Source organism: Alistipes ihumii AP11 (genome assembly GCF_025144665.1).
Classification (GTDB): Bacteria; Bacteroidota; Bacteroidia; order Bacteroidales; family Rikenellaceae; genus Alistipes_A; species Alistipes_A ihumii.
This window is the reverse complement of record NZ_CP102294.1, coordinates 927,468-953,830: the sequence shown is the minus strand read 5'-3', so window position 1 is coordinate 953,830 and position 26,363 is coordinate 927,468. Positions and strand designations below refer to the sequence as shown.

Genomic DNA, 26,363 nt, shown 5'->3' with positions numbered 1-26,363 from the left:
GTTTTTCGTATGAGTCGCAGAGCTCACGTCTTTCTTTGGGCAGGGAATAATTTTGTCGAATTTTAAGAAACTTAATCCAATGATGCTATCTTTGTAAAACGATTCGTCGGATGGACGAGTTGCCGTTTTGCCACAACCGAATCTAGCAAATTCAGCGACAGGCAAAGCACAATGAGGCCCGATGGTCGGAAGCTCACGCTTTCCGGCATAGGGTATGCTCCGTATACTCATGCTCAGGCGTGGGCTATTGTGCTTATCTGTTGCGAGGTCTTGCTAGAACCTGGTTGTGATAAGTGGCAGTGGTTCCACGCCTTTTTTTGCTCCGGACGATTCTTGACGACTGCTTCAAAAGGGTTTTTATTTGCCGAAAACGGAGTCGGCGCGTGCCGGAAACGGTCCCGGACATAGTCCGAAAGACAGCCCCCGGGCCGGAAATCGGCCGTCGGAGCGTTTCAGAGAGAAGGCTCGCCACGGCTCGGACACGCTTAAGCGGTTGTCCGGACGCGCTTTGCGGCAATAAAGGGCTTCATGCGGTCCGAATAAAGTCGCCCGCATCATCCGCGAAGACATATATATGCGCGATTCGGTTCCATATAACCGAAACTTGCGTTATATTTGCAGTAGATTAATGCGGCGAATGTCGTATATCGTACAATGAAAGGATTCGCATCCTTTGTATCGAGATACTAAATCTTGCGACCTCTCCCGACGAGGGGAGGTGATTTACGAGTGGTACAAGGCTTGCCGGTTCTGAGTCATACCCTTGGCCGAAAGGTCAGGGAGGACTTGGACGTAGGGCAGTTTCTCACTCGTTGGTTCGCAAGGCCGTGTGTCCGGGAGATTGTTCCTACGTCCTTTTTTATCTGTTCCCTTGTTGTAACGCTAATCTCTCAATTCCTTGGACGTGTATCACTCGTTTCCTCATACGGATTGGCAGCGTATCGAGCGGATTGTTCGGGAGTGCCGTACCTCGGTGCTTTCCTTGGCCTTGAGTTTGGGTTTCAAGCGGCCCGATCCGCTCTACCGGATCAAAAGTAACGAACGTAAGATTACGCTGGCTCTGGCGGTCAGAATACTTCGCAACTGGCCTCAGTTCAATCTCGGCTGGCTGCTTACCGGGCAGGGTCCGGTTCGATTGGAAGTCGGTTCCGCTTCGGGGGAGGGAAATCTTTCCGCGCTTTCCGGCGACGCAGTCAGGCCGCAAAGAAAGTTCGGCGCGCCGCCGACGGCCGAGTCGATTGTCGGTCGGTGGGAATTGACTCACGCGTTCTCTCTTGTGGACGAGTGGCAGTCCGACGGGCAACCCGATGCCACGTTTGCCTGCAACGAGATCGTGTGGGATTTCGGCCCTGACCGGATTGTCGTTCAGTACGAATGGGGCGTAGAGGTAGCCCGGGAGGGTTACCTCTACGATCCGGTTTCCGGACAGCTTTTCGTCGAACACAGCGTGATGCAGATCGTCCGGCTGAATGCCGAGACGCTCGAGTTCCTCGACCGCTCCGATAGCGAGAAAGGCTCTGCGGCGGTTTTCGTTTTTCGTTGCGTTCGGTAACTCCGGTCGTACGGTATGCCGCTATGTTGCTCTGTGCGTCGGTACGACGCGGGTTCATTTTTGTCGTACATCCTGGAATAAGGGGCGTCGAGACCTTTTCTGCTCCAGACGTTCTTCCAGTTCCGAGGTATCCGTATGCAAGTAGCGCAGGAATGTGTGATAGTTGATCCCGAATTCTTCCTCTACATGATGCTTCCAAACGGCACGCAGGCATTTGGCACGGCACTCTTTTTCATAATGTTGGGTTACGGTTTCCTGAATCTTTCGGGCGCGTGCCAGCAGACTTAGTTGTTTCATTTTATCGTTTTTTTGATTGGGTTTCCTCGCTTGTTAGCGGGAGACAAGGAGGGGAATGCCTTGTCTTTCGCGTTTTCATTCTGCAAAGGTTATCGATAATTCATATCTGTCAAACCGTATTGCCAGGGTTTAAAAAAATCATAAACATGCCCTTTTTCTTCATATTTGTACGTGGCGTTGTGAAATCTGAGTGTGAAATTATACATAAAGATACGAATTATTCGGAGTAAATCAATGTAAAAGGGTTGTTATTTTTTTTATTTTGCTAATTATATGTCTGAATGTATGGGGACTATGAATAGTAAATCTTGGGGAGGGCCGCGATTTTTCTGACGGTTATTCGATTCCGACCGCATCGCGCAATATCCTTTCCGAAAGAGGTTTAGAGAGTGTGATTGAGAATGATCGCCATGCCTTTGCCGATAAAGTTTGGCGCACTATATATAAATCGGGTCTGTTTTAATATGTCTTGCGGCTACCATGGCGCCCGTGCGTAAGGCCCGTTGTGGAAAGACCGAATTGCGGCGGAAATCCCGATGCGCGGCTCGCGGTGAAAAGTTTTGGATAAAATCTTGTTCCGGAAAGGCTTCTTTTCTGACGGAACAGGATTTTTCCGTCTTCGGTTCGGACATGCGTATGGGAGATCTTCCGCCGGTAATACGTTCTGTCCAAAGATCGTTTGTCTGTCGCTCCGCTATGGTTTTCTACCGTGCCGGGAGGGTGGGGAGGCCCGTCGCTGGAACGGCATTTGCCGAGCTTCCCGGTAAAATTAACCAATTAAAACCATTCGTTATGAAAAAAATTATTCTTGTTCTCGCATGCGCTTTCGGAGCGCTGGCGCTTAACGCTCAGACCGAGAAAGTGGTTTTCGGCAAGATGCCCAAGAGTGCGCAGGAGTTCGTACAGACTTATTTTGCCAAGGAGAACGTGCAGGATGTCGAGCTGAATCGTGACGACAAGTCCGAGAAGTACACCGTATCGTTCGCCAACGGCAATCAGGTCGTTTTCGACAATAGCGGCGACTGGACGGAGATCAACATGAAAGTGGGACCGGTGCCTGCCAATGTCGTCCCCGCCAATATCAAGGCTCATGTGTCGAACAACTACTCGAAATACCAGATCGTGCAGATGATGCAGAACGATAAGGGGTATCAGGTGAAGCTCTCCAACGGAACCGATCTGTATTACGACAAGGATGGCAATATTCTGAAGACAAGCGACTAAATCGTTTGTAGCGATGATTCAAAGGGCGGTCTTCCTCTTGGGGAAGACCGCCCTTCGCATAGTTGGCTGCGCATGGAGCCGGGGAATGGCTCCTGCGAGACCGGGATTATTCGATTTTGACGATACCCTGCCAGCTCGGATAGTGCTCCTCGATACCGATCTCGTCCATCCAGCGTCGGGTGTCGATGGTTTTCATCCATGCGGTGTTGAAGCCCTCGCCGACATCGTTGTTCCAGACCCACAGCGGGGTAGGCCACAGGCAGGCGCGGAAACGGATCGATCGGTAGAAGCGCTCGTCGCATCCTTGCTGGCCGTGGTGGGCCATTTGCAGATAGTCGCAGTCGAGCAGGGGCTTGTAGGGACTTTCGAGCAGGCGCTCGCCGCTTTCGACTCCCGTGTCTCCCAGAAAGACCATCGATTTGGTCTTGTCCCAGACCCGGAGCACGATGCTCGCGTTGTTATAGGCGTTGGTCAGAATGTCGGGATGGGCGACGCCGATCACTTGCATGTTCATTCCGTCGATTTTCATCTTCAGTCCCGGCTCCGTCAGGTTTACGACCGGCAGGCCCGAGCTGTCGAGCGCGTGGAAATAGGCGTCGGCCAGTTTCTTGCGGTTCATGTCGGTGCGGAGCTGCTCGTCCGTCATGGGCGACTGGTAGACCGTGTCGATGGTCATTTGCTGCGGCGCTTTCAGTATCTCGGTCAGCGCGCCCATATGGTCCGCATGGGGATGGCTGACGATCCACTTGTCCACATGATTCCCGAGCGCCGCGATGAATCCTCTCAGGAAAGGCGCGTCGTCGGCCGTCCCGCCGTCGAGAACCACCACACGGCCTTTGTCGGTTACGAATACGTAGGAGTTCATTTGAGACGGGCCTTGCGGGCTCAGTTGCCAAAGGGCGAATCCCGGTTTCTTGGCCGAAGCCTGACAAACCAGCAGCAGCCCCGTAAAAAATAAAAGAATGGTTTTTTTCATCATTCGTGTAAGTTTGGTATGTTTTGACGGCTCTCGGCCGGGGGCCGGAACAGACCCGCGTAAAGTTAGCGATTATCCGGCAAAAAAGAATATCCGGCACACGGACATTCTGCTCGGAACGTCAATCCGGACGATTCCGCCGGATCGGAAGGGATTCTTCCGCTGCGGGGCCGGAGCGGCACGGAGGATTTCGGACCGACAGCGCTCTGAGATGTCGGTTCTCTCAGGCCGGCATTTTGCCGGAACATGGTGAAAACAGAGGACTTTTATAGGGTTGTCCGGGGGCCGTCTCCGCCCGGTAGAAATCGCAGCCGGCCGCTCGTGCAGCCGGTGACGGTTCGGCCGGCCGTTCGCAGTCCGTCAGTTGCAGACCAGAATGTATGCGTTCAGATAGGTGGCGAAAAGCAGCCAGAGAACGTAAGGGGCGAACAGGGCCGAGGCCGCCTTGCTCGCCCGGCGGCTTTGAACGACGTAGGCCGCAACGAGCGCATCGAGGATCAGGATGTCGACGAGTCCTGCCAACGGGCTGCGGAAATAGAAAAAGGCGACGCTCCATGCGAAGTTGAAAAGAAGTTGGACGCAGAACAGAGCGATCAGTCGTTTTTTCCGGGGCGAGTCGCCGCTGAGGATCAGTCCGGCCGAAATGCCGATGCACAGATAAATGACCGACCATGCGATCGGGAACACGATGTTCGGCGGTGTCAGGGCCGGCTTGTCGAGCAGCGGGTACCAGTTCTCGATGGCGTCCGACTGGATTCTGCCGGCGATGAACCCCAGCAGGAAGCAGACCAGTACGGGAATCAGGTAGTACGGCGTTTTTTTCATTTTCGGGTTCCTTTTTGCCGCTTATGTGCAACAATCGTGCGCAAAGGCTCGGTTTTTCCGGTAGGACGGGCATGCGCTCGCATATGTCCCGGGCGTAACGAAAGCGGTCCGATGCTTGTCGTTGCGATACCGTGCGAAAGCGTAGGGGAGACGCCGGGCCGCTCGCCCGGGCCGTCCTATGGCAGAGCGGACGTCCGGTAGCGGAGGCATTCCCGGACGGATATCCCGCCTGCGGATGCGGAAGCGCTCAGAACTCGACCGTGACCCCGAGCGCCGGGACCAGCGTGCCGCTCTCCTGTTTGATGTACTTCATCCGGTAGCGCTGCTCGGAAGCCGGAGCCGACGGGTTCTCGACGGTGCCGGTGCTCATCAGCACGTCGGGTTGCCGCAGCTTGCTGCCCGTGACGTTCTGCAGGTCCACGTAGATTCCGAGCGTGCAGCGGCGGAAGTAGAACGCCTTGTCGATCCTCAGGTCGATCTGGACGAAAGCCGGCAGACGCCCCTCGTTGTACCGCGAATAGTCGTAGTAGGGGCGCCCTCGGGCGTCCCATGCCTCCTTGAGCGACGACTTTTCGGTGTCGTAGGGCGTGTAGGGCGCTCCGCCTATCGCGCTCAGTTTCGCGCCGATGCTCCATGCCTTGGGCAGTTCGTAAGTTCCGCTCAGGTTCAGCACGAAGCGGTTGTCCCAGGCCGAGGCGATATACCGGGCCCGTCGTCCGCTGCGGTACTCGCTGCGGTAGACCGTGACGGAGCCCACGACATGCAGCTTGTCCGGGATCTGCCATCTGACCATCGCCTCGATGCCGTAGGCCCGCCCTTCGGCTGTCGGGGCGAGCGGCTCGTCGCCGACCGTGCCGTAATCGTTGCCCTGACAGGTCAGCGGAATGCTGTCGGCGAGCGAGAGCGGGACGCCGGTGTAGAACTTGTGAAATCCCTCGATCGATACGGTCAGCCGGTCGCGCAGCCTCCAGTCGAAACCGGCCGAGGTCTCGGCCACGCGCATGTATTTCAGTCCGCGGTTGACCCTTTCCCCCTGCCCGTTTTCGAATCCGAGCGCGGTGAAGGGAGGCAGTTGATAGTACAGTCCGGCGCTGGCGGCGACCGTCCATCGCTCGCTCAGAGCGTAGCGGACCGATGCCCTCGGCGAAAGCTGATGCCATGGCCGGGCGGTTTCCGCCGAGAAGTCGCTCCCGTCGGCCCGGATTCCTGCCGATACGGTCAGCCGGTCGTCGGCCGAGGCATAGTCGGCTGCGACGAACGCTCCCCAGCCGGTCAGTCCGAGCCGCGTGCGGTAGTTCAGCGTGCCGGCCTGTTCGGCGAAGAAGCGTCGGAAAGTACGGTTCGTGTAATGCGAGTAGCTCAGCTCGACGCCCTCGCGCAGCGTCCAGCGTCCGAGGTGCGAGCGGTTCTCGGCCCGCAGCGACGTTTTCTGCTCGACGGCCCGCAGGCGCAGGGTCAGATTGTCCTCCGACGACTCGTCGTTGCCGAGGTATTTCGTGTTCCGGTTATTGAGATAGGAGTGGCTCAGCGTGACGGTCTGCGCGTGCCGCCCGGCATAATGCCGGTACGACGCGCCGACGGTGAAGGTTTCCTGCCGCAGCCGGGGCAGATAGCTTAGCAGGTATTCGGTCTCCTCTCCCTTTTCGTCCGTATTGAGCCGCATATTGTCGATGCCTGCCAGCGCCAGCACGGTCAGCTCGTCGCGTTGCGAGAAGCGGATTCTGACTTTCGCCTGAGCGTCGATGTAGTTCGGCAGGAAGGGTAGGCCCAGCAGCTTGAACAGCATCTGAAGGTAGGATTGCCGGGCCGAAAAGAGAAAGGTCGCTTTCTTGCCTATGTGGCCGCTGCCGCTCAGGCCGACCTCCGAGGCGCCGAGCGTCGCCTTGAACCGCTGACGGTCGGGATCGCCGTCGCGGAGCCGGAAGTCCAGTACCGAGCTCAGCGCTCCGGCCCGGTCGGCGGGGAAGGCTCCCGTATAGAAGTCGATTTCGCGGATCAGATCCGAGTTGACGAGGCTCACCGGGCCTCCGGAGGCTCCCTGAGTCGCGAAGTGATTGATGTTGGGTATCTCGATTCCGTCCATGAAGAAGCGGTTCTCCGACGGCCCGCCTCCGCGCACGATCAGGTCGTTGCGGTAGCCTACGGGCGAAAACGAGACTCCGGGATAGGAGCGTACGATGCGGGCGATGTCGCGGTTCGAACCCGGGCTTTTCTCGATTTCGCGTAACCCGATCGTTCGGACGCTGACCGGACTTTCCGCCGTGCGGCGGACGGGAAAGGGCATGACCGTGACCGTTTCGATTCCCTGCGCTTCTTTTTCGAGCTCTATTTCGATGAACGGCGTGCCGGCCGAAACGATGTATTCCGGAGTGAGCGCGCTCCGATAGCCCAGCATCGACGCCGACAGCCGGTATATGCCGGGCTTCACCTGAGCGATCGTGAATTTGCCTGCCGAGTCTGCCATCGCCCCCTTGCCCGGCTGTCCGGAGATGACGACGGCGGCGAACGGCACGGGCTGCCGTGTCAGCCGGTCGATCACCCGGCCGCTGACCGGATAGCTTTCCGTCGCGCCGTACAGCCGGCATACGGCCGCGAGCGTTAGCAGAATCGGAACGAGGAGCTTGTGCATGATTCGTCGGTTTTGCTTTGGTAAAAGTACGAATTAACTCCCGATTTACGGCCGGCGCACGGCGGTCCGGGCCTTTCCCTGCAGATTTAGAGCTTCCGTACGTATCGTTCGCGCCTCGGGCCGGCATGTATGGAACTGACGCATCGAACGGTTTCCCGGCCGTGCCCTGCTGCAATTTGAAATGATCTGATTTTGATAAATACGTTCAAGATGCATTGGAAATATAATTTATTTGTTCGTAGCGCCTTGAAATAATCTTTTAAAGCGATTATTGGTTGCTGTACTCTGAAGTTTAAGTGTTATGAAAATACTGAAATTCAGATTTGAAAGCGTGAGTCCGTTATTGCAACATGATGACAAGATGGCCAACCCGTTTAACGACTACACGAAACGAATGAAAGCCATCTCGTCTAAAAGGAAGAAAACGGATGATGATCTGATGGAAATGGCCAGGATCGAGTGGATGGCAAGTCTGTACCACACCGAGAGAAAAGGCTATTACATGAAAGCCGAATGTATCGAAGCCGCCATGTTGGCTGCGGCAAAGGATAAGAAACTGGGTAAAGCGTTTCAGGCGGCCGTAAGCGTTCCGGACGATCCGGTCTTTCATTTCGAGCATGAATCGTTGCCTCCGGAAGAACTTTTCCGAATGGACGCATACAGGGATTTCAGGACTGTGAAGGTTCAGCGTGCCAAGATTTTGCGTTGTCGGCCGATATTCTGCGACTAGCATTGCGATGTGGATATATGGTATGAAGAGAGCCGCCGGAACGAGCGGGAACTGAAAGATGTCGTGGATTTTGCAGGACGGTATGTCGGTATTTGCGATTACAGGCCTAAATTCGGCAGATTCAAAGCCATCGAAATAAAACAATGAATCGGTGGTTATCTGTTTGGGACCGCCGGTATTACCATAGGTGAAAACTTGTCCGCAGGCCGATGATTCCTTCGCGTCGGAATTTTTGATCTTATCATACTTATGGTATGGCGGGGCTGGGTCCGGTTAGGCGTGGCGAAGAGAGGCAAGGTTTGACACGTTCGGGCTGGGTGCGGTACGGCTGGATATGGTCAGGCACAGTCAGGCGGGGCGAGGCTTGGTTTGGAGTGTTGAGGTTCGGTCCGGCATGGCATGGTAGGGCTCCGCGGCATATGGAGTGGCTTTAAAAGATAGCTTGGAGCATGCGGGGGTTCGATTCCCCTGCTATCTGCGGAGATGCAAAATCAACGATTTATGGAACGGATGGAGATCGGATCGGCCGAACGGACGCGACTCAAAGAGACGATCGTGTGGAAATTTATACCGGGGCAGCTCATAAAACACGAATGGCTATGGACAGCGTTTCGGTTGGAAGATTTCAGCAGAGCGGAGTTCGGGGATTATGAAAAACCGGCCGATTTGATCGCGGCGGTAAGGAAAGCGGATATGGACTATATGGACTTCGTGTCGGAACTGCGACATGAGTTGCAGGTGGAACGGAAAGGACTTTTGGTCAACATATTCGGTAAGGGATACAGTATGTTGCCTGCCGACGAACAGGTCGGGCATGCGTTCGATAAGTTTGTCGGTATGGTTAACCGGCTGATCCGAAAGACCCGGTTTATCATGAATCACGTTCTTCCGGTTTCGGCAGAACAGAGTAAGATAGACCGCGACCTCAAAGCGAAGTTTTCTCTGCATGAACAGATGTTCGCCGGAATGAAAAAATAATTGTCGACGCTGAGGCATAAGGCCTACACGACAGTTACGAGAGCTTATGTCTGCTTTATAGGTCTGATTCGGAAAGAGATAACGGTAGATGCCGAATATTTGTTTAAAAGACGAGGGAGGATAGGTTTTTATTAAAAGAATTTTTGCCCTGTCTCTTACTCGGCCCGGCAATAAGGTCTTTCTTTTCGGAGTTTCGTTATGACATAAGTCGTTACATGCGACCTTGTTGCCGTCAATAGGTAATTTGAAGTTGTTTTCACATAGCGCAAATTGTATATGGTTGTCAAAATGTTTTCGGCGAGACGGGCCGTTCGGGGTAATTCGGAAACGTTTTTCAATAAGAATTATGTTGCGGATGTTGTACCCCTTATCTTTGCAGTTTCTCCTCCCGTTTCGGCATACGGTGGCCGGTTATAACGTTTCCGGAATCGGAGCGGGATTTGCCGGGCGAATCTTCCGAGGAAGACGTTCGTACGGTTCCGTTTGAACGTCAGCGAAATTTGGTGCCGGCTTAACGATTCCAAGAGGTTGCAGCGCCTGTTTCTTTCTTGTTTTTATCCGTTCGGCAGGGGGCGACCCGTCGTTCGCCGGGCGAAAAACGTCTGCTTCCCGTGCATGGTTCGGACGACTCGTCCGAGCGTTTTCGCCATTTTTTTGCAAGAACCTTTGGGAGAATGAATATTTTGATATATATTTGCACTCGCAAAACGGAGATGCGGCAGAGTCGTTCTCGAAGCATTCCGCAGAATATTCCTCAATAGCTCAGTTGGTTAGAGCACCTGACTGTTAATCAGGGGGTCCTAGGTTCAAGTCCTAGTTGAGGAGCAAACCGAATAAAGTAAATCAGTGAAAAACCCGATAAATCAGCGATTTATCGGGTTTCTTATTTGATCTCCCCGAGGGAAAAAATGCAATTTTATGTATTGCAACGGGGGCTAAATCGGGTACAATTCAAGTGACCGAAAAAATGTACCCGATTTGGCTGTTAGGTTGCGAATTAACAGATATTTGCATCTTTCTCAACGGCCTTCGATGTTGTCTTTTCACTCGCAAAATACCTGCGGATCATTGAGAGCCGAGGTGGTCGTTCGATGTTTGAATTTTGTGTCGGCGAGTTGGCAGTTCGCTTATTACCTTGAGAGAAAAGATTCCATGCTTTCTTGTAAAACGGAACAATTGGCTGCGTAATACGAACGGAGCAGTAAGGTACATCGATTGACCGATGACCAAAGGGGAAATAGGCGTCGAATAAATTATTGTCGCAAACTGGCTTGCAGCAAAAGACGGCCCTTACCGCTTCTCGTCGGCCGCGTCCGGGGCTTCTTGCAGTCATAGGAGTTCCGTTCGCTCTCCAACGTTTCTGCATCTGGACGCAGGCGATAAATCGTTGGTTTTCACGGCCGAAGTTAAAAATAATGCCGATAATTTACAAAAAAATCCTAAAATATTATGGAACAGCCGATTGTATCCTGGCGTGATGTGCGTGTTCCGCTTCCGCTGCGCTTTCTGTACTATGCTTTTTTAACGAACGTATAAAAAGCAATTTTTCTATGTATTTATTATATAATCAGTTGATTATGTCGTTGTTGCCGGTTGTGTCCGTCGGTTTGCAGAACCGGCTGAAAAGAAGATTTGGATGCTGCGAAAGACGGAAGGTCTCAAAATATTGCATCGATTATGAAGATTTCCAGTGACAAACCCGGTCCTGTCCGCCTCATTGAGGCGTTTCTGTGCGCATTGTTCGTTTTCTCGTTCTCTCTTGCCGAGGGGATGATGGTGCCTCCCGAAACGGGATCGCCGTTTTCGGTCTCCGACTCTACGTACCGCCGTGTGATTCGGGATGGTGCTCGGAGCATGAGTTGCTACCTGAATTATCCTCAGGGTAGTGCCAAGGTGCAGCCCGACTATCGTAGCAATGGAGAGGAGTTGGACAAGCTCGACCGATTTATCCGTCAGGTTTTCCGCGACAGTCTGATCTATGTGGATTCGATCTGTCTGAGCGGTTATTGCTCGATCGAGGGAGCGTTCGATGTGAACGACCGCCTGGCAAGGAATAGGGCGACCGGATTCGGGAAATACCTCGATGACCGGTACGGGCTGTCCTCGCGCTATCCTGTCCGGATCACTTGGGTGGCCGAAGACTGGGACGGATTAAGAGGGGCCGTCGAGGCTTCGCGCATGAATTACCGGGACGAAGTGCTTTTTCTGATCGATCAAACCGGAGTGTTCGAGGGAAGGGAGAAAAAACTGATGGACTTGGGCGGCGGCGAACCTTACGCTTATATGCTGAAAGAGTTTTTTCCGGGGCTCAGGCGGGTCGAGATTACCGTCAGCTACGATCTGCGTCGGATTATGGAGGAAAAGCTGCATCGTAAGCTTGACGAGGCGGAGTTTGAAACCGCTTTGAGCAAGGAAAGAGCTGCGGCCGAGGCCGAGGAAAGGAGACTGGCTGAACTGGAACGCCAGAAACAGCAAGCGCAGCAGGCTGCGGAGCAAGCAGCCCGTATGGCGGCCGAACGAGCGGCTTTGGCAGAGCGGCAGCGTCAGCGGGAAGCCGAGCAAGCGCGTATGGAAGCGCAGCGTCAGGCGGCTGAGGCCGCCCGACTGCAAGCCGAGCGAGAGGCGGCCGAGGCTGCCCGGCTACAACGGCAGGAGGAGCGCAAGCTTTATCCGTTGGCCGGCGTAAAAACCAATCTGCTTGCATGGACCGGATTACTTCCCGATTTCAAAACGGCTGCGTTCATGCCTAATCTCGAAGCGGAGTTCTATTTTGCCGGCCGGTGGTCGGTTTCCGCCTCGGCTCTCTATGCTGATTGGGAATACGGCGGGGGCAAACAGTTCTGGGGAATATCCTCTTATAGCATGGAACCGCGTTTCTGGTTTCGCGACGACGGCTTGTTTCGGGGCTTCTTCGTCGGCGTATACGGAGAGGCGGGAGATTTCAACGATCAGAAAGATCGCCGCGACGACGCTGCGACCGCGACCAACTACACGGGAACGTTTTGGAGCGCCGGCGTATCGGCCGGGTATCTGCTTCCTTTGTCGCGGCATTGGGGTCTCGAGTTAAGCCTGAGGGTCGGATATCGCGGCGCCAAGTACGACGTCTATGATCGTGAGTTGCCTTATCTCTATTACAATTACTCGGACAAGGAAAACAAATTTACGCTGACCGGTCTCAGACTGAATGTCGTGTACCGTTTCGGACACGGCCGCCCTTGAGACGAGGCCCGGCCTTCCCGGGACGGGAGTGGAAAAGGACCGTTCCGGAACGAAGGCGGCCGGGAGGCTGTCGTCCGTTTTGAAAAGCGAATGAAACCAATATTTTGCCGGTTATGGGAAAACGATTGACATATGTGCTGAGCGGCTGCATGCTTTTGATCATGTGGGCGGAGAGCGGCTGCACGAAGCAAAGCCTGGACCACCGCAAGCGGGAAGGGCACGTTCATATAGCCTTGCAATGGGACAAAGGTTATACGCCGGCTGGCAGCCGCTTCTATTTTTATCCCGAGGACGGAAGCGAGGCGATCGTGCGCGATTGTCCGAAGGAGGGCTTCAGCGGAACGCTGCCGGAGGGCAGCTATCGGGTCATTGTGCTGAACAGCGATGCCCGGAATATCGCGCTGCGCAACGAACAGCAGCATCAGACCGCAGAAATCTACGTCTTGCCCGAAGAGGAGGGCTTGTCGGCAGTCCCGTGCATTTGTCAGCCCGGCAATCTGCTGCTGGCTGGTGGCATCAACGAGGCGGACAAGCTGGAGGTTCCTTATCGGGATACCGTCAGTGTATCGGCATCGCCTCATTCCCGTGTCAAGAAGATCCGCTTCTTTTTCAAGCTCGAGAACTTCGTGCCGGTCGTCCTGTGCAGCGGGACGCTTTCCGGAGTTTCCTCGTCGATCTTTTGCGCTACCGGTGCCTGTTCGGACGCTTCGGCAAACGTTCGTTTCGCCGCTTCGCCAGCCGAGGGGGAGTACGATTTCTCGGCCGATGTCTCTGTTCTTGATCTGGCGCGTCCCGAAGAAGCCGGCCGAACTCATTTGTTGGATCTGACCTTACAAGGAGAGGACGGGACGCTTTATCCGGTAATCCTCGATCTGACGGACACGATCGCTCGCCTGATCGGCGAATCGGGAGGGACGGTTCCTGTCGAGATACCGTTGGATATCACCTTGGCTTTGATCGACAATACGCTCCATGCTTCCGTACGGATCTGGGATATGGGGGGCTCGGGGTCCGGAGAGTTGTAATCCTGCGGAATGCAGCGCTGAATCGAACATACGTAAACCAAAAGAAAATCATAATAGAGCATGCGAACACTCATACTGCTTTCGATGGCGGCCTTCTGTCTGCTCGGAGGATGTTCCCGGACGGAAGGGGAACGGAACTCTCAAACCGAAATCCGTCTCGGGACCAAGGGCGTTACCCGGGCTGTCAATACGCTCGGCGACCTGTCCGATGTCGGCGACCGGATCGGTATTTACGGCGTTCGGATTGCCGGTACTTCGGCCGGCGCTTCTGGAAAAGAGAGCTGGGGCAACGAACTGGTCATGGATAACGTGCGTACCAGCGACGTCGATCCTTCGACGGGAAGCATCGGCTGGGCTGGGCATTACTATTATCCGCTGGAGGAAGATCGTTCCGTCGAATTCTGCGCCTATCATCCCTATGCCGCAGCCGGTTCCGACGGAGATTGTTTCGTGGAGGCGTCGGCGCCGGGGAAAGCTCCCGCGCTGCATTTCACCTTGAGTGGGCAGGAGGATGTCATGTGTGCCGAGCCCGTCATAGGCAGCCGCAGCCGAGTACCCGGTCCGCTCGAGTTCCGGCACGTCCTCACCCAGTTGCGTTTTAGGCTGGTCGATCCCGAAGGTGCGTTCGCGGGGGAGACTCTCGACGAGATCGCCTTGCTGGATGTGAATACGACGGGAGTCATGGATATCGAGACGGGAGCGCTGGGCGCATGGGGCGATCCGGCCGAGCTGGCGGTACCCGGGATCGAAACCGTGCCGATTACCGGCTCGGAGGAGCTTCCGCAGGAAGTTGGCGGCGAGGTCATGCTGCAACCCGGTTTGTCCTCTTTCGTCATTCGGGTCGTCACCTCGCGCGGGAGCTATGATCGTGTCGTCATTCGTCCGACCTCCGTGATGGGGGAGACTGTCGAAACCTCGTTCGCCGCCGGTCGCTCATATTTGATTACGCTGACTTTCCGGCCTCTGACCGGTATTTCGCTGAGCGCTACGGTCGTCCCGTGGCAAATGGGCGGAACCGGTTCCGGTGTCGTGCAGTAGGCGTCGTCTGAGTCTACCCTTTGAGATCGATATTTTGATGGTTCACTTAACTTTTATTAGCAATCCTTAAAAATTTTCCGAAATGAAAAAGGTATTTCTTTCCGCGCTTGCCATAGCCGCTATGGCAAGTTGCTCGAAAACCGAGTTGTCGAACACTCCGGACGGCTCGGTCGAGATCAAGGCGAAATCGACGGCTTTGAGCATTTCTACCAAAAGCCCCTACGAAGGTACGATTTCTTCTGGGAACCCGCTTACGGCTCAGGTGTTGGTTTCTAAAACCGACGGCAACTACACCTCACGGTATTGCAACGGCGAGATGACATTCTCGGACGACGGCACGACCGAAGCGTCGTTCGCTACGCCGCAGTATTATCCGGCAGATGGTAGCGTCCTCTACCTTTGCGGACTCTATCCTTCCGATTTGGGCGGTTGGGGCACTGTAACCGAAAGCGCTTCCCGCACGTTCGATGGCAAAACCGACATCATGGCTGCCGCTCAGCAGCAGTCATCCAAAAGCGAGGCCCAGGCGGGCACTTATCCCACGATGCAGTTTAAGCATCTGTTGACCAAGCTGGTCGTCAAGCTGGTTGCTGAAGACGACGCGGCCGTTACCGCATGGGGCAATGTGACCGATATCAGTTTGGTCGGGGTCAACGGCTCGCAGAAGCCCTATTCCAAGGTGGAGGTTACTTTGCAGGATGGCACGGCCGTGACCGGCTCGGCTTTCTCGACTACCGTGGAAAATTTTTCGTTTTACACGATGACGGAGAACGCGTACAATGATGTGGCTTTTTCTGCTCAGACGCTTGCGTTGACCAAGACTGCGGCCAATGCCGCTTATTCGCTGGTAGCGCCTATTACTGCTACGGGCACCGGGGATTTCAAACTGAAGATTACCACGCAGAAGGATGCCGAGTCGCCTCTTGTCAATGAAGTGGCCGTCGACCTGAAAGGTACGTCGAGCTCGACTTTCACTGGCGACACGCAGGGCAAGGCTTTCGAGATCACGCTGACTTTTAAGGCTACCAAGATTCAGGCCAAGGCTTCCGTAAAGGAATGGGAAAAGGCCGGTACGGCTACGGGTGAGATCAAATAGCCGCAACCTCTTTGTCCCGGGCGGAGCTTTTCCCCGGACTCCGGGACATGCCAAGGGCGGAAGGGGTTGGAGCTCCCCTTCCGTTCGCGATGAACAACAACCAAATCGATTGTTATGAATGCACATGCAGGAAAATGGATCCCTTGGATCTGGGGATTGCTGGCCGTGGCTTTGCTGGGCGGCTGTTCAAAGGATGAGTCTTTGAAGTCGGAGCCGGGTCCTATGCCCGGTCTGGACAGAATCGAGATTCGTTTGAGCGGCGGAATCGCCCTTTCCGATGCCGGGTCCAAAGCTCTCGCTTCGCTGCCGGCCACCCGCGCGGTCGTCGATGCGAATCATGAGGCCGATCTGCGGGTTTCTTTCGCCCGCATCGATCAGAACGGGGCGGACGGCGGTTGGCCGTCTTACACGACGGCTTCCGTGCTTGGCGCGACTTGCAAAGGGAATGCGGCCGGCGTGACCGGAACTACGTCGATCGTGTTCGACGTGCCTCAGTATTACCTTGTCCGCGAGACTGACAACGGCACGAAGCTGGTCGGTTGGTATCCGCAGGCGGAGGCAGCCGGCGGAGTCGTCGCTTGGACGATCGACGGCGTGAGCGACGTCATGCTGACCGATGAGTTGGAAGGCAACAAGAATGCCGACGCCCGGTTCGGAACTGCCGGCAAGATTTTCGAGTTCGCTCATTGCTTGACCCAGTTGAAGGTTTGGGCCTATGCGGTCGACGAGGCGGCCAAGAATGTCTGGGGAACGATTCCCGAGGGCGGGATCGTGCTGAAAAGCCAGTTCCCTACGTGCAAGGTCGAGTTGCCTGCGACGGTGACTTTCGAGGGTATTCCCGCCGATCTCGCGCTTCCGGCCAAGAAGGCGGCCGACGACGGCGCGATCGGCTATCCGCTCGCACTTCCTGTGGCTGCCTCTTTCGATGAGGCCGACGCGGCGGCGTGCGGTTACGCTTTGGTGGCTCCGATCGCTGTCGGCGGGACGCTGACTTTGTCGGTCGCCACCTCGGAAGGCGGTACGCGCGATGTGCCGCTGACGCTTCCTGCGGCGGGATTCGGGGCCGGCAAGGCTTACGATGTGGTGCTGAAATTCACTTCGACTCAGATTACGCCCCAAGCCACGATCTCTCCATGGGAGGAAGCCGGCGACCGAATCGAGGTGATTCTTTAGGACTCTCTTGCGATCGGGACGGTCCGATAACGGAAAATGTCTCCTTCTCCGTCCGGCGGAAACGGTCGGGGGGAGGAGAGTGCGGGGGACGAAAACCCGAAACAAAAAAAGTAGAAAACACGTCATGAAAAAAGCGTTCATCATATGGTTGGCGTTGGCCGTCGCGAGCGGATGCAGCAAGGCGGACGGTCCTGCGCCGGATACGGGTGGTACGGAGGTCGGCTTCAGTCTGGCCGGCGTGAGCGCCGAGGTCTCGTCGTCCGGCGCCGTGTCCTCGGTCTCCCGGGCGGGGGCGTCCGGTCTTTCGTCCGGCGGTGCGACGCGCGCTATGCCGGAAAATCTGGCGCCCGGCAGCACCGTGCGCGTGCTGGCTTATACGCGCCGTGCCGCGGGGGCGGCTGCCGACATAGAACGGGATACCTATGTGGCCGAAGCCACTTATCGGGTGAAAGACGATTATTCGCTCGAACCTTGCGTGGTGGATGGGATGACCGGCGTCGCGACGGGCACGGCCGGAGCTTCTCCGATGCGGCTGCGGGCGGGAGCATATGATTTTTATGCGCTCACTCCGGCTTTGTCGCTTACCGGGCACAAGGAGGCGAGCGTCGCTCACGGGACGGACTACGCCTGCTCGCTGACCGCCGCCTGCGCCGTGGTGACGCGGCAGGACGTTTCGACCCAGACCGTCGTGCTGGCTACGCTCGAACGGAAGTGCAGCCGGCTGGCTTTTTCGATCACGCGCAAGGCCGAGAACGTCGCCAAGGCGGTTATCAATTCGGTCGAGTTGTCGGGCATCGCCCGTTCGCCCGCTGCGGCGCTTCTTTGCGAGAACTTGCCGACCGGAACCAACGACGGCGGCTATGAGTTTCCGCAGGGGACCTTCGTGCAAGGGGCGGAACCTTATCAATATTCGGGTACGGACGAAGTGCTGCCCAAGAGCGATGCGGTTTTCGATCTGCAAATGAGCGTGACCTTCAACGAGGCGGATCGGGCGACCGACTTGCAGGCGACCGTGCCGGCCATGGCCTTCGATCCCGGTAAGCGCTATAATTTCGACCTTTCGCTGCAAGGCGGCTTCATTGTGCTGACTCTTCAGGTCACCCCTTGGAACGTCGATCCCGTGTGGGATACCTCCGTGGGCGAGCCGCCCTATGCCAGCGTCGTGGTCGGCAGTTGGGAGATCAGGGAGTGGAGCGGCGAGATCGGGGGGAATTTCGTCCCGGTGCTCGATCCCGGCAGCTGGTCGGAGAATCCTCAGTGGGATTCGGAGATCGGTGGCTGAGCCGCAGCGGCGGCTCAGTCGCAAGCGATAAGCGAATGAAACGAACGAATCATAAACGAAAACAGTGAAGATCATGAAAACTTTCAGGGAAACGGCGCTGCTCCTTTCCGCCGCCTTGTTTTTGACCGCCTGCGGCAAGGAGGCGGTGCAGGAGACCGGGCCGTCCGGTTCGGTCAGCGGCAGGAAAGTCGAGATGACTTTCGGGCTGTCCGCTTCGGGCATGACGAGCCCGGCTGCATTCATCCCCGTGACGGCTAAGGCGGCCGGCGCGGACGAGGCTCTCGTTCTGGAGACCGGCGCGCAGGAGCCTCTCACGCGCGGCGCCTCGCTGAGCGGCGATGAGGAAGGCAAGCTGCACGGGTTGTGGGTGTTGCAGTTCGACAATACGACGTCTGCCGGCAAGCTGGTCTTGCGCGAATACCATGCGGCCGGAGAAATTCAGAATGACAAGTTGAGCGTCGCGCTTTACGATGCCGCTGCGACGAAGGTCTACTTCGTGGCCAACGTGGCCGACGACAAATTTTCGTCGCTTCCGCTCAATACCACGACGCTCGGCGCGTTCGAGACCTCCGTGCTCGACTTCGCCGACGAGGCTGCGGCAGGCAGCAGCGGCAACGGCCTGCCCATGGCGGGAGTCTACGAAGGCGCCGCTTCGGCCGCTACGGCGGATATCTCCCTTCGCCGCATGGTCGCCAAGATATCGTTCACCTGCAAGGTCGATCTGGCTATGAGTTCGGAATCTTTCGTATTGAAGAAGATCGGTCTGAAAAGCGTGTCGAATCGGACGAGCTATAAGGACCAGACCGTTCCCGGCGGGACGACGGGTCTCTATCCTGCCGCCGAGGCCGGTAATTTCGCCGATTACGCCGAGGTGGACGTGACGGCTCAGGGCTCCGATCCGACGGCCATGGCGACGACGGGCGTTACGCAGGTATGGTATGTGCCGGAGAACCTGCGGGGTGTCGTCGCCGGACTGACCGAGAAGCAGAAGGGAAGCCGGAACGCTCCGGAGTACAGTACTTTCATCGAGATGTCGGGCGACTATACGCAGGGCGGCGAGACATTCGAGGTGACGTACCGGATTTACCCCGGGGAAAACGCCTCGACCGACTTCAATGTGGTGCGCAACTACCGGTACGCGATCGCTACGACCATCAAGGGCATCAACGAGAACGACAGTCGTGTGACGGTCAACAAGGGCGAGGATCTGAGCAAGGACGGCGAGACGGCCAATTGCTACCTCGCACACAAGGCGGGTACGGTCTATAAGTTCGACGCCACCGTCAAGGGCAACGGGGCCGTGACCGCGGCTTACAACGCCAATGGCCAGAACGCACCGGCCATCGACGGGACTCAGACTCTCAGCCCGGTTTCGGCCAAGGTGCTGTGGGAAACCGGCAGCAAGGGGAGCGTCATCGCGGACGGTTCGTTGAAAGTCGATAACAAGGGATACGTCTATTTCACGACGGCTGGCGACAAGGGGAGCGACATCGCCGAAGGCAACGCGCTGATCGGTGTCTTCTCCGGTGCCGACGGCAGCGGGACGCTGCTTTGGAGCTGGCACGTCTGGGCGACCCGTTACGATCCGGAGACCGACAACGATACCTATGTTACCCGGGCCTTGGCAGCTTCGGGTTCGGGGAACGGCAGTATTGTCACGACATCTTCCCGCAGCTATACCGTGATGCGGTTCAATCTGGGAGCCGACGCCTCTTCGGCCGAGGGAACCGTCGGTCGCTACGGCCTGTTGTACCAGTGGGGCCGCAAGGACCCGTTCGTCGGTGCGGCTGCGTTGAATAGCACGGGAACGAGCTATGCCGCGACGTCCAATGCGACGGGATACGAATGGAAGAACAGAAAGAACAGCGAGGCGGTCGCTGCCGCTACTGCCGATGCCAGCATCGGTTATGCGGTTCAGCATCCGACGGAGTTCCTGTTTTATAGCGGGTCGCCCTATGATTGGTTGAACGTCTCGGCCAATTCGGATCAGCGCGACAATCTGTGGGGCAATCCCAACACGGCGGTTACCCGCCCCAATGCTTCGCAGGGCAGCAAGTCGATCTACGATCCCTGTCCTCCCGGCTGGCGCGTGGCTCCGCAGGATACTTGGACCGCTTTTGCCAAGAACGGGACCGGAGGGAGCAGCCAGCAGAATGTCTATCCGGATACTTTCAGTGCGGGTTATTCGTTCTATTACGATGCCAATGACGCCTCTTTGGGAAAAACCGCGTTTTTCCCTGCTGCGGGCCTGCGTAGCGACAGTAGCGGCGAGTTGGCCAACACGAGCTCCATCGGCTACTATTGGTCCTCGTCGCCGTACTACGGAGGCAGCAACTACGCGGGCAACCTCTACTTCACCTCGGGCTACGTCAGCCCGCTGGGCTACAACAATCGCGCCTACGGCTTCAGCGTGCGTTGCGTCCAAGGAAAGTAGCGAGCGAGCGTTAGCGAGACGAGCGTATTCGATTGATTCGATTATTTGGCCGGAGCGCTGGAGCGCTCCGGCCTTTTTTACCGCCGAAGGCGGTAATTTTTTTTTGATTTTTTTTACCGTTTGGGAAAAAACATTTTTGCCGGCAAATCGCTCGGAAAATTCAATAAAATCGAGAAAAATTCTACTTTTACATTATAAAATTTGCTGCCAGATGAGGATTTTTGAAGAGATCGCCTCCAGGGAGGATGCTAACCGGGCGGAGATCGCGCTTTACCCGGAAGGACTTTTCTACAAGGCCTACGAGAGGTCGGCCTTCGCTTTCGTCACTCGGATCTCGGCGTTCAAACCTTCCAAGAAACGGATCAAGTACCTCGGCCGCGACATCGTGTCGATCGGCTTTCCGGCCGGTTATCTGACTCGTTATTTCCCGGCTCCGCCGCAAGCTCTTTCCGACGGGCGGCTGGTCATTCCGCTGGACGAGGCGATCGACGCGGCCGCTTTCGAGGCTTGGAAGAGCTCGCTGCCGCTCAAGGAACCCAAGGCCCGGACCGTCCCGGCAGCAGAAGCCGGTCTCGCTGAGCTGCATGGAGCCCCTTGTCCGGTCGCCGGGTCGCCGCAGTCGCTGCAGGTCGGACTGCCGAAAGGTGCGGGGGAGGCCTCGGCGGAGCGGATCGTCCGGATGATCCGCGATTTCCGGCTCGAATCGGCTACTCCGGTGCAGTGCGTTATGTTCATTGCCGAGCTAAAGCAGAGAATCGATGGCGATTTATGATAACCTGCCAGTCTTCAAGCAGGCTTACGACCTGCTGCTGCAAATTCTCCGCTTCACCTCCTCCGTGCAGCGCGATTTTCGTTATACGGTGGGCGAGACGCTCAAGAAGGATGTGATCGAGCTGTGTCTGTGCATCTACCGGGCCAATGCGTCGGTCGAGAAGCTGCCGCAGATCGAGGCGGCACGCGAGCGGATGGTATCGATCAAACTGATGGTGCGCGTGCTCCACGACATGAAGCAGATTTCGACCAAGCAGTTCGCGCTGACCTGCGAGCGGATGGAGTCTGTCTCCAAACAGCTGGCGGCATGGCAGAAGTACATGGCTAAGGACAAGAGCGCGGGGGGCCGGCGGGAAAAGCCTGCCGAAGTCTCTCTGATAAAATGAATATGGACAGAATGATTATGGTGAACGTCGAGGACGGTTCCGATGGACCCGGAGTGCCGGCGGGTCAAGGCTCCCGGCAGAGCGGTTCGTAGATCCAGCAATCCGCTGGCGGCGTAAGGACGCACCAGGAATATTACCGGCGTGCGGTGCCGTCAGTTATCCATTCCAGTCTGTCCCGGGGTCGGGTCGTTGCCCCCCTCCGGGCCATTCATCCCAGCGATTGCTGAGGTTTCCCTGCTGCGGGCCTGCGTAACAACAATAGCGGCGAGTTGGCCAACACGAGCTCCAACGGCTACTATTGGTCCTCGTCGCCGAACTACGGAGGCAACAACAACGCGGGCAACCTCAACTTCAACTCGGGCAACGTCAACCCGCTGAACAACAACAATCGCGCCAACGGCTTCAGCGTGCGTTGCGTCCAAGCATCTGCAAGACCGTCCTTGCGTTCACCTATTTTACCCGACATGCCCGACGAAAAACTGCTGGCGGACGTTTTCTCCGCCTATTACGATGCCCGGCGCAACAAGCGGAACACTTATAGCCAGCTCCGCTTCGAAATGAACCTCGAGGAGAATCTCGTCGAGCTCTACCGCGAGATCGACGAGAGACGCTATCGGGTGGGGCGCAGCATGTGCTTCATTACCGACATCCCGGTCAAGCGCGAGATTTTCGCCGCCGACTTCCGCGACCGGGTAGTGCATCACCTGCTGTTCAACTATATAGCTCCGATGCTCGAGCGCACCTTTATCGCCGACAGCTACTCCTGCCGCAAGGGCATGGGGACCCTTTACGGCATCCGGCGGCTGGAGAGGCACATCCGCTCGTGCTCGGACAACTTTCGCAGGGAGTGCTACGTGCTCAAGCTCGACATTCGGGGCTATTTCATGAATATCGACAGGCGGAAGCTCTACGGGATGCTCGTGGACACGTTCGCGCGCTTCGCGCGAAGACCGGCCCGGGACGGCAAGACGTGGGAGCAGTTGCTCGACTACGGTCTGATCCGCTACCTGACGCGCGAAATCGTTTTCAACGATCCGACGTGCAACTGTTACGTCCGGGGTCGACGCAGCCAGTGGGAAGGGCTGCCTCCCTCGAAAAGCCTGTTTCACACGCCGGAAGGGTGCGGGCTGCCGATCGGCAACCTGACTTCGCAGCTGTTCAGCAACGTCTACCTTTCCAAGCTGGACGATTTCGTCAAGCGCTCGCTGGGCGAAAGACACTACGGCCGCTATGTGGACGATTTCTTCATAGTCGGCAACGACAGGCTTCGCCTGCTGCGACTGATACCCGTCATCCGGGACTTTCTCAAGAACGAACTGGGACTTTCGCTGCATCCCGACAAGATGCACTTGCAGGAGGCCGTCAAGGGAATCAACTTTCTGGGCGCGGTGGTCAAGCCCTACCGCCGCTATTTGCTCGACAAGACCAAACGCCGCGTCAACCTTCAGGTGCGTTGCGCGGTGTGTCAGCCCGTGCGGCAAATGACCTCTACGCTCAACTCCTACCTCGGCTACATGCGCCATCTCAACTGCAGAAATTTCACCCGGAAACTGGTCGAACGCAATCCCGGTCTCTGCGAACGGGGACGTTTCGCTGCGGACTATCTGAAATTTATCCCTTATAAGCGCTCGCCGGGCGATGACAGGCGCGGAGAGGTGGCTGGGGCCGAATCCCGAGGCGGACTGCAGGGGCGGGACGCGAACCCGACGGAAGTCGGCATACCGGTCTCCGCCGGCTTCCCCTGAGACCGGGGGCGGATTATTCTTCTGTCCGCTCGTAGACGAACTTGGGTATCGCCGCAGCTTCGCGGACCCGTGCGGCAGGTTTCGGCACGACGAGATCCATGCGCGGGACGCGGGTGAAACATTGTGATGCTTGCGGGTTTTCCCGCGTCGGTATCCCGTTGGCGCGGGTTGAGACGGTAAGGACGGCAGTCCGCCGTGAACTCGGCCTCGTGCTCGTCGTCCGTGCGGGAGCGGTCGATTTGATGCGATATTTCGTAAAATTATATGCTGTCCGTGTCGGTTTGATAATCTTTGCCGGAATATGGTTGCGATTTCGTGACTCGCACTGGTCTGGATTATACTCGTTGGACCTTGTTGATTTCTTAATAGACAAATCTGAGAACGGCAATCGTTTCCGACGACCTTTTCAAAACGCGAAATGTCGCGAAAATGGCTTTTATATATCCTGTGCTGAATATTAGGCGGATATGTTTTGTCCGTTTCAAATTTTCCGTAGGAAAATCCTTGTCCCGACCCGAAGGAGTATGACGGTCTCACACAATAGGAATGACCGTCCGAGAGGTGTTTTTCTCCTATAAGGTGAACGGGGTATTTATTCCGATATCTCCTCTATGTCCTGTTCTTGTTCCCGTTAAGATTGGGCCTGTATGTTCTGAATGGTTGCCAAAGTATTTTTGGACCGCCGCCGTTTTTCACAAGAATGAATACCGGCCGTGTAAGCGCAACTTGTTTTTTGTCGTGGCCTCTCCGAAACGAAGCGATCTAGCCGAGGCATTCGAAAATACGGGCTGGGGATCGTATCCGGATCGGCGCGGGGTCCGGTCCCGGTCGCAAGCGGGCTCGTTCGGCGGACGATATGGGGGCGGAAGCTCGCCGATCAACGGGAATGCGGGATAAGGTCAGTCGATATAGGTCAGATCGACGAATTTGCCGCGCTGCCTGCGCTCCTCGATCAGTCGCTTCAATTGTTTCTGACGTTTCGGAGCGATCCAGCGGCGCGCGAAAATATTCGGAATGGCGACCCCGACAGCGATGCAGAGAATAATGAGAGAAGCCTGAATGGCATTGTTCATCGCGATGGTCACTTCGCCTACGACACCGCTCATGTCGATGAAGGCGAAGAGCGCCCGATACATCAGCACGCCCGGAATCATCGGAATGACGCTCGGAATCGAGAGGCAGTGATGGGGAGTATGGAACCAGTGAACGGCCCTCGTAACGATTATGCTGATCAGGGCGGAACCGACCAGAGACCCGATTACCGGCCCCCAGTCCAGACCGATGTTATGATTGCTGGGCCCGAGATTGACGAAGTTCCGGGTACAGACGGCGATGATGCCTCCGACGGCTACGACCCAGAGCAGGCGGCGCGGAATATTGAAGATCATGGAGAATCCGACGGCCGATATGGCCGCGGCGACAGCGAACTCGAGATAGGTGTGATGGGGCGTCATACTCAGGTCTTTCACGAAGTTGTCGATTCCGCAGACATGGATGGCCAAGGCGATGCCGAACGCCATGGCGACGACGATCAGCAGCGTATTGACGGCTCTCGTAATGCCTATCTGTACATAGCTGTCGAGCATGTCGCTGACGAAGTTGATCAGCGGGACTCCCGGCACGATGAAAAGGGCGCAGGCCATCAACGGATGCCACGGCGTGTCGGAGTGGAACAGCGTATGAAGAGGGGCGGGCAGATCGAGCGTCGAGATAAAGGCGGAAGCCCATGCCAGCAAAGTGGAAACGAATGCGGCGACGGCGATGTTCATATAATGATTGGAACCCAGTTCGTTGAGTACGGCCCGCAGGCGGAATCCGAGAATGGCTGCAATGGAAGCATAGAGGAATGCCGGCCAGTCGCAACCGAACTGGATGCAGAATCCGCCGCAGGCAAACCCGGCACCGACCGCTACTTGCCAAGAGGTGTAATTGCGTTTCCTGCTCCGGATGTTTTCCAGCTCTTCCTCGTATCTTTCCAGCGAATAGTCTTCCCGGATCGCCCGCCATGAAAGTTTGCTGACGGCCGAAATGGCCGTCATGTTGATCCCGTGTTTCTCGCAGCGCTGGAACTTGGAGAACGAATGCTCGCTGTCGCTCAGGTTGACCATGAGCATATTGTAGTTGATGTAAATGTGCAGATGCTCGTCCGGCAGCCCCAGGTAGGCGGCCGTGCGTTTCATATTGCGCATGATGCGGCTCGTGTCCGCTGCGCTTTCCATCAGCAATTTACCCGTGCGCAGCAGCAGATCGAGCTTCCGTAACAGAAGTTTTTCCGAGTGTTGCGTCTTCTCCATAGTCGTTGTTTCCATTGAGAGTGAGCAAAAAACGTATGTCGGTCCGTGACGGTCGGCCGTCGGCGAGAGGCCATGCCTCGGAAAGCGGCGTCGTGCGGCGGCGAACCTCTCCGCGGTCTGTTCCTTTCGCGGACTTCCCGTTTTTTATCGAACTAAAAAACGGTCGCATGCCGTTCCCCTCCTATGCCTTCGGGCGAGAACGGCCTTTCGGTGAATCGGCAGGTTTTCCGGCCGGACTCTTTTCTCGAAGCCTTCCCTGTCTCGGGGCCGGCGGCAATCCGATTGATCTCGAGACATTGAACGGAACTTCGCGGCGGCGGGACTTTCCGGGACTTCCTCCGCCGATGCCCTTTTCATCCGGACGACGGAGAAATGTTCCTGAAACCGATCCGGCCGCAAAGATATTAAGATTCGGATTATTCGCATCCGGGTTAGGGTAAAATCTTATACTTCGACAGACGACTGCCTGCCTGTCGGGTTTCCGGTAGTAAGAACGTTTGATCGGACGGCGAATACGGGTGAAAATATCCGATGATTTCAGTCCGGGCGATAGAGATCGACCTGTATTGCTGCAATACTTACATGATATTTCGATTTTCTGTAGCCCTCGTATCTCCCTGAATCCGGAAAAGTGACTTCTTCTCTTTGAAAAGCAGGCCTCCGCTTCGGAGCCCTTAAAAAAACAGGAC

19 protein-coding genes, 1 tRNA gene and 1 riboswitch are annotated in these 26,363 nt (G+C 56.4%); of the genes, 15 read left to right on the top strand and 5 right to left on the bottom strand.

From position 1 onward, the window contains the following. Positions 1-898: 898 nt before the first annotated feature. The gene (locus NQ491_RS03795) at positions 899-1,552 is read left to right on the top strand and encodes a hypothetical protein (RefSeq protein WP_019244641.1); all 654 of its coding nucleotides are present in this window, start codon (positions 899-901) and stop codon (positions 1,550-1,552) included. A gap of 54 nt (positions 1,553-1,606) precedes the next feature. Here the strand turns inward: NQ491_RS03795 and NQ491_RS03790 are convergent, their stop codons facing one another. Next, positions 1,607-1,849, bottom strand: a complete 243-nt coding sequence (locus NQ491_RS03790; RefSeq protein ID WP_147524915.1) for a hypothetical protein — start codon at positions 1,847-1,849, stop codon at positions 1,607-1,609. 792 nt (positions 1,850-2,641) lie between these two features. Between NQ491_RS03790 and NQ491_RS03785 the strand changes: the two genes are divergently transcribed. After that, entirely contained in the window at positions 2,642-3,073 is a 432-nt protein-coding gene (locus NQ491_RS03785; RefSeq protein ID WP_019244643.1) for a PepSY-like domain-containing protein, read from the top strand. Positions 3,074-3,179: 106 nt separating this feature from the next. On the opposite strand, the gene NQ491_RS03780 is transcribed toward NQ491_RS03785, so the two are convergent. The 3 genes from NQ491_RS03780 to NQ491_RS03770 all read right to left on the bottom strand — a co-directional run bounded on the left by NQ491_RS03780 (position 3,180) and on the right by NQ491_RS03770 (position 7,503). Next, positions 3,180-4,052 carry a ComEC/Rec2 family competence protein gene (locus NQ491_RS03780; protein WP_026089462.1) on the bottom strand — a complete coding sequence of 291 codons (873 nt, stop codon included), beginning with the start codon at positions 4,050-4,052 and terminating at the stop codon, positions 3,180-3,182. A gap of 357 nt (positions 4,053-4,409) precedes the next feature. After that, positions 4,410-4,874: a TspO/MBR family protein gene (locus NQ491_RS03775; RefSeq protein WP_019244645.1), complete on the bottom strand. Its 465-nt coding sequence runs from the start codon at positions 4,872-4,874 to the stop codon at positions 4,410-4,412. Positions 4,875-5,121: 247 nt separating this feature from the next. Beyond that, the gene (locus tag NQ491_RS03770) at positions 5,122-7,503 is read right to left on the bottom strand and encodes a TonB-dependent receptor (protein ID WP_019244646.1); all 2,382 of its coding nucleotides are present in this window, start codon (positions 7,501-7,503) and stop codon (positions 5,122-5,124) included. Positions 7,504-7,804: 301 nt separating this feature from the next. On the opposite strand from NQ491_RS03770, the gene NQ491_RS03765 reads away from it, so the two are divergent. From NQ491_RS03765 to NQ491_RS03705, 13 genes are all read left to right on the top strand, one after another. Next, a complete protein-coding gene (locus tag NQ491_RS03765) occupies positions 7,805-8,233 on the top strand; it encodes a hypothetical protein (RefSeq protein ID WP_019244647.1) in 429 nt (142 codons plus the stop codon). A gap of 501 nt (positions 8,234-8,734) precedes the next feature. Next, positions 8,735-9,211, top strand: a complete 477-nt coding sequence (locus NQ491_RS03760; protein WP_147524916.1) for a hypothetical protein — start codon at positions 8,735-8,737, stop codon at positions 9,209-9,211. 751 nt (positions 9,212-9,962) lie between these two features. Next, positions 9,963-10,036: transfer RNA gene (locus NQ491_RS03755), tRNA-Asn, on the top strand. A gap of 852 nt (positions 10,037-10,888) precedes the next feature. Then, positions 10,889-12,430 carry a DUF3575 domain-containing protein gene (locus NQ491_RS03750; RefSeq protein ID WP_232423172.1) on the top strand — a complete coding sequence of 514 codons (1,542 nt, stop codon included), beginning with the start codon at positions 10,889-10,891 and terminating at the stop codon, positions 12,428-12,430. Positions 12,431-12,543: 113 nt separating this feature from the next. Continuing rightward, positions 12,544-13,455: a DUF5119 domain-containing protein gene (locus tag NQ491_RS03745; protein WP_019244650.1), complete on the top strand. Its 912-nt coding sequence runs from the start codon at positions 12,544-12,546 to the stop codon at positions 13,453-13,455. 60 nt (positions 13,456-13,515) lie between these two features. Beyond that, on the top strand, positions 13,516-14,493 hold the full coding sequence (locus tag NQ491_RS03740) for a fimbrillin family protein (RefSeq protein WP_019244651.1): 978 nt from the start codon (positions 13,516-13,518) through the stop codon (positions 14,491-14,493). An 82-nt stretch (positions 14,494-14,575) separates the two neighbouring features. Then, entirely contained in the window at positions 14,576-15,589 is a 1,014-nt protein-coding gene (locus NQ491_RS03735) for a fimbrillin family protein (protein ID WP_019244652.1), read from the top strand. A 114-nt stretch (positions 15,590-15,703) separates the two neighbouring features. Beyond that, entirely contained in the window at positions 15,704-16,762 is a 1,059-nt protein-coding gene (locus NQ491_RS03730) for a fimbrillin family protein (protein WP_019244653.1), read from the top strand. Positions 16,763-16,886: 124 nt separating this feature from the next. Next, complete coding sequence (locus NQ491_RS03725) at positions 16,887-18,044, top strand: fimbrillin family protein (protein WP_019244654.1); 1,158 nt, start codon at positions 16,887-16,889, stop codon at positions 18,042-18,044. Between the two features lie 73 nt (positions 18,045-18,117). After that, complete coding sequence (locus NQ491_RS03720; RefSeq protein ID WP_259800738.1) at positions 18,118-20,478, top strand: DUF4906 domain-containing protein; 2,361 nt, start codon at positions 18,118-18,120, stop codon at positions 20,476-20,478. A gap of 211 nt (positions 20,479-20,689) precedes the next feature. Further along, positions 20,690-21,250, top strand: a complete 561-nt coding sequence (locus tag NQ491_RS03715) for a hypothetical protein (RefSeq protein WP_019244656.1) — start codon at positions 20,690-20,692, stop codon at positions 21,248-21,250. Beyond that, complete coding sequence (locus tag NQ491_RS03710; protein WP_019244657.1) at positions 21,237-21,635, top strand: four helix bundle protein; 399 nt, start codon at positions 21,237-21,239, stop codon at positions 21,633-21,635. Before NQ491_RS03715 ends, NQ491_RS03710 begins: the two co-directional genes overlap by 14 nt. A 269-nt stretch (positions 21,636-21,904) precedes the next feature. After that, a complete protein-coding gene (locus tag NQ491_RS03705) occupies positions 21,905-23,380 on the top strand; it encodes an RNA-directed DNA polymerase (RefSeq protein WP_019244658.1) in 1,476 nt (491 codons plus the stop codon). Positions 23,381-24,279: 899 nt separating this feature from the next. Here NQ491_RS03705 and NQ491_RS03700 read toward each other — a convergent pair. Next, a complete protein-coding gene (locus NQ491_RS03700; protein WP_019244659.1) occupies positions 24,280-25,674 on the bottom strand; it encodes a threonine/serine exporter family protein in 1,395 nt (464 codons plus the stop codon). A gap of 200 nt (positions 25,675-25,874) precedes the next feature. After that, positions 25,875-26,078, bottom strand: a riboswitch (cobalamin riboswitch). Between the last annotated feature and the right edge of the window lie 285 nt (positions 26,079-26,363).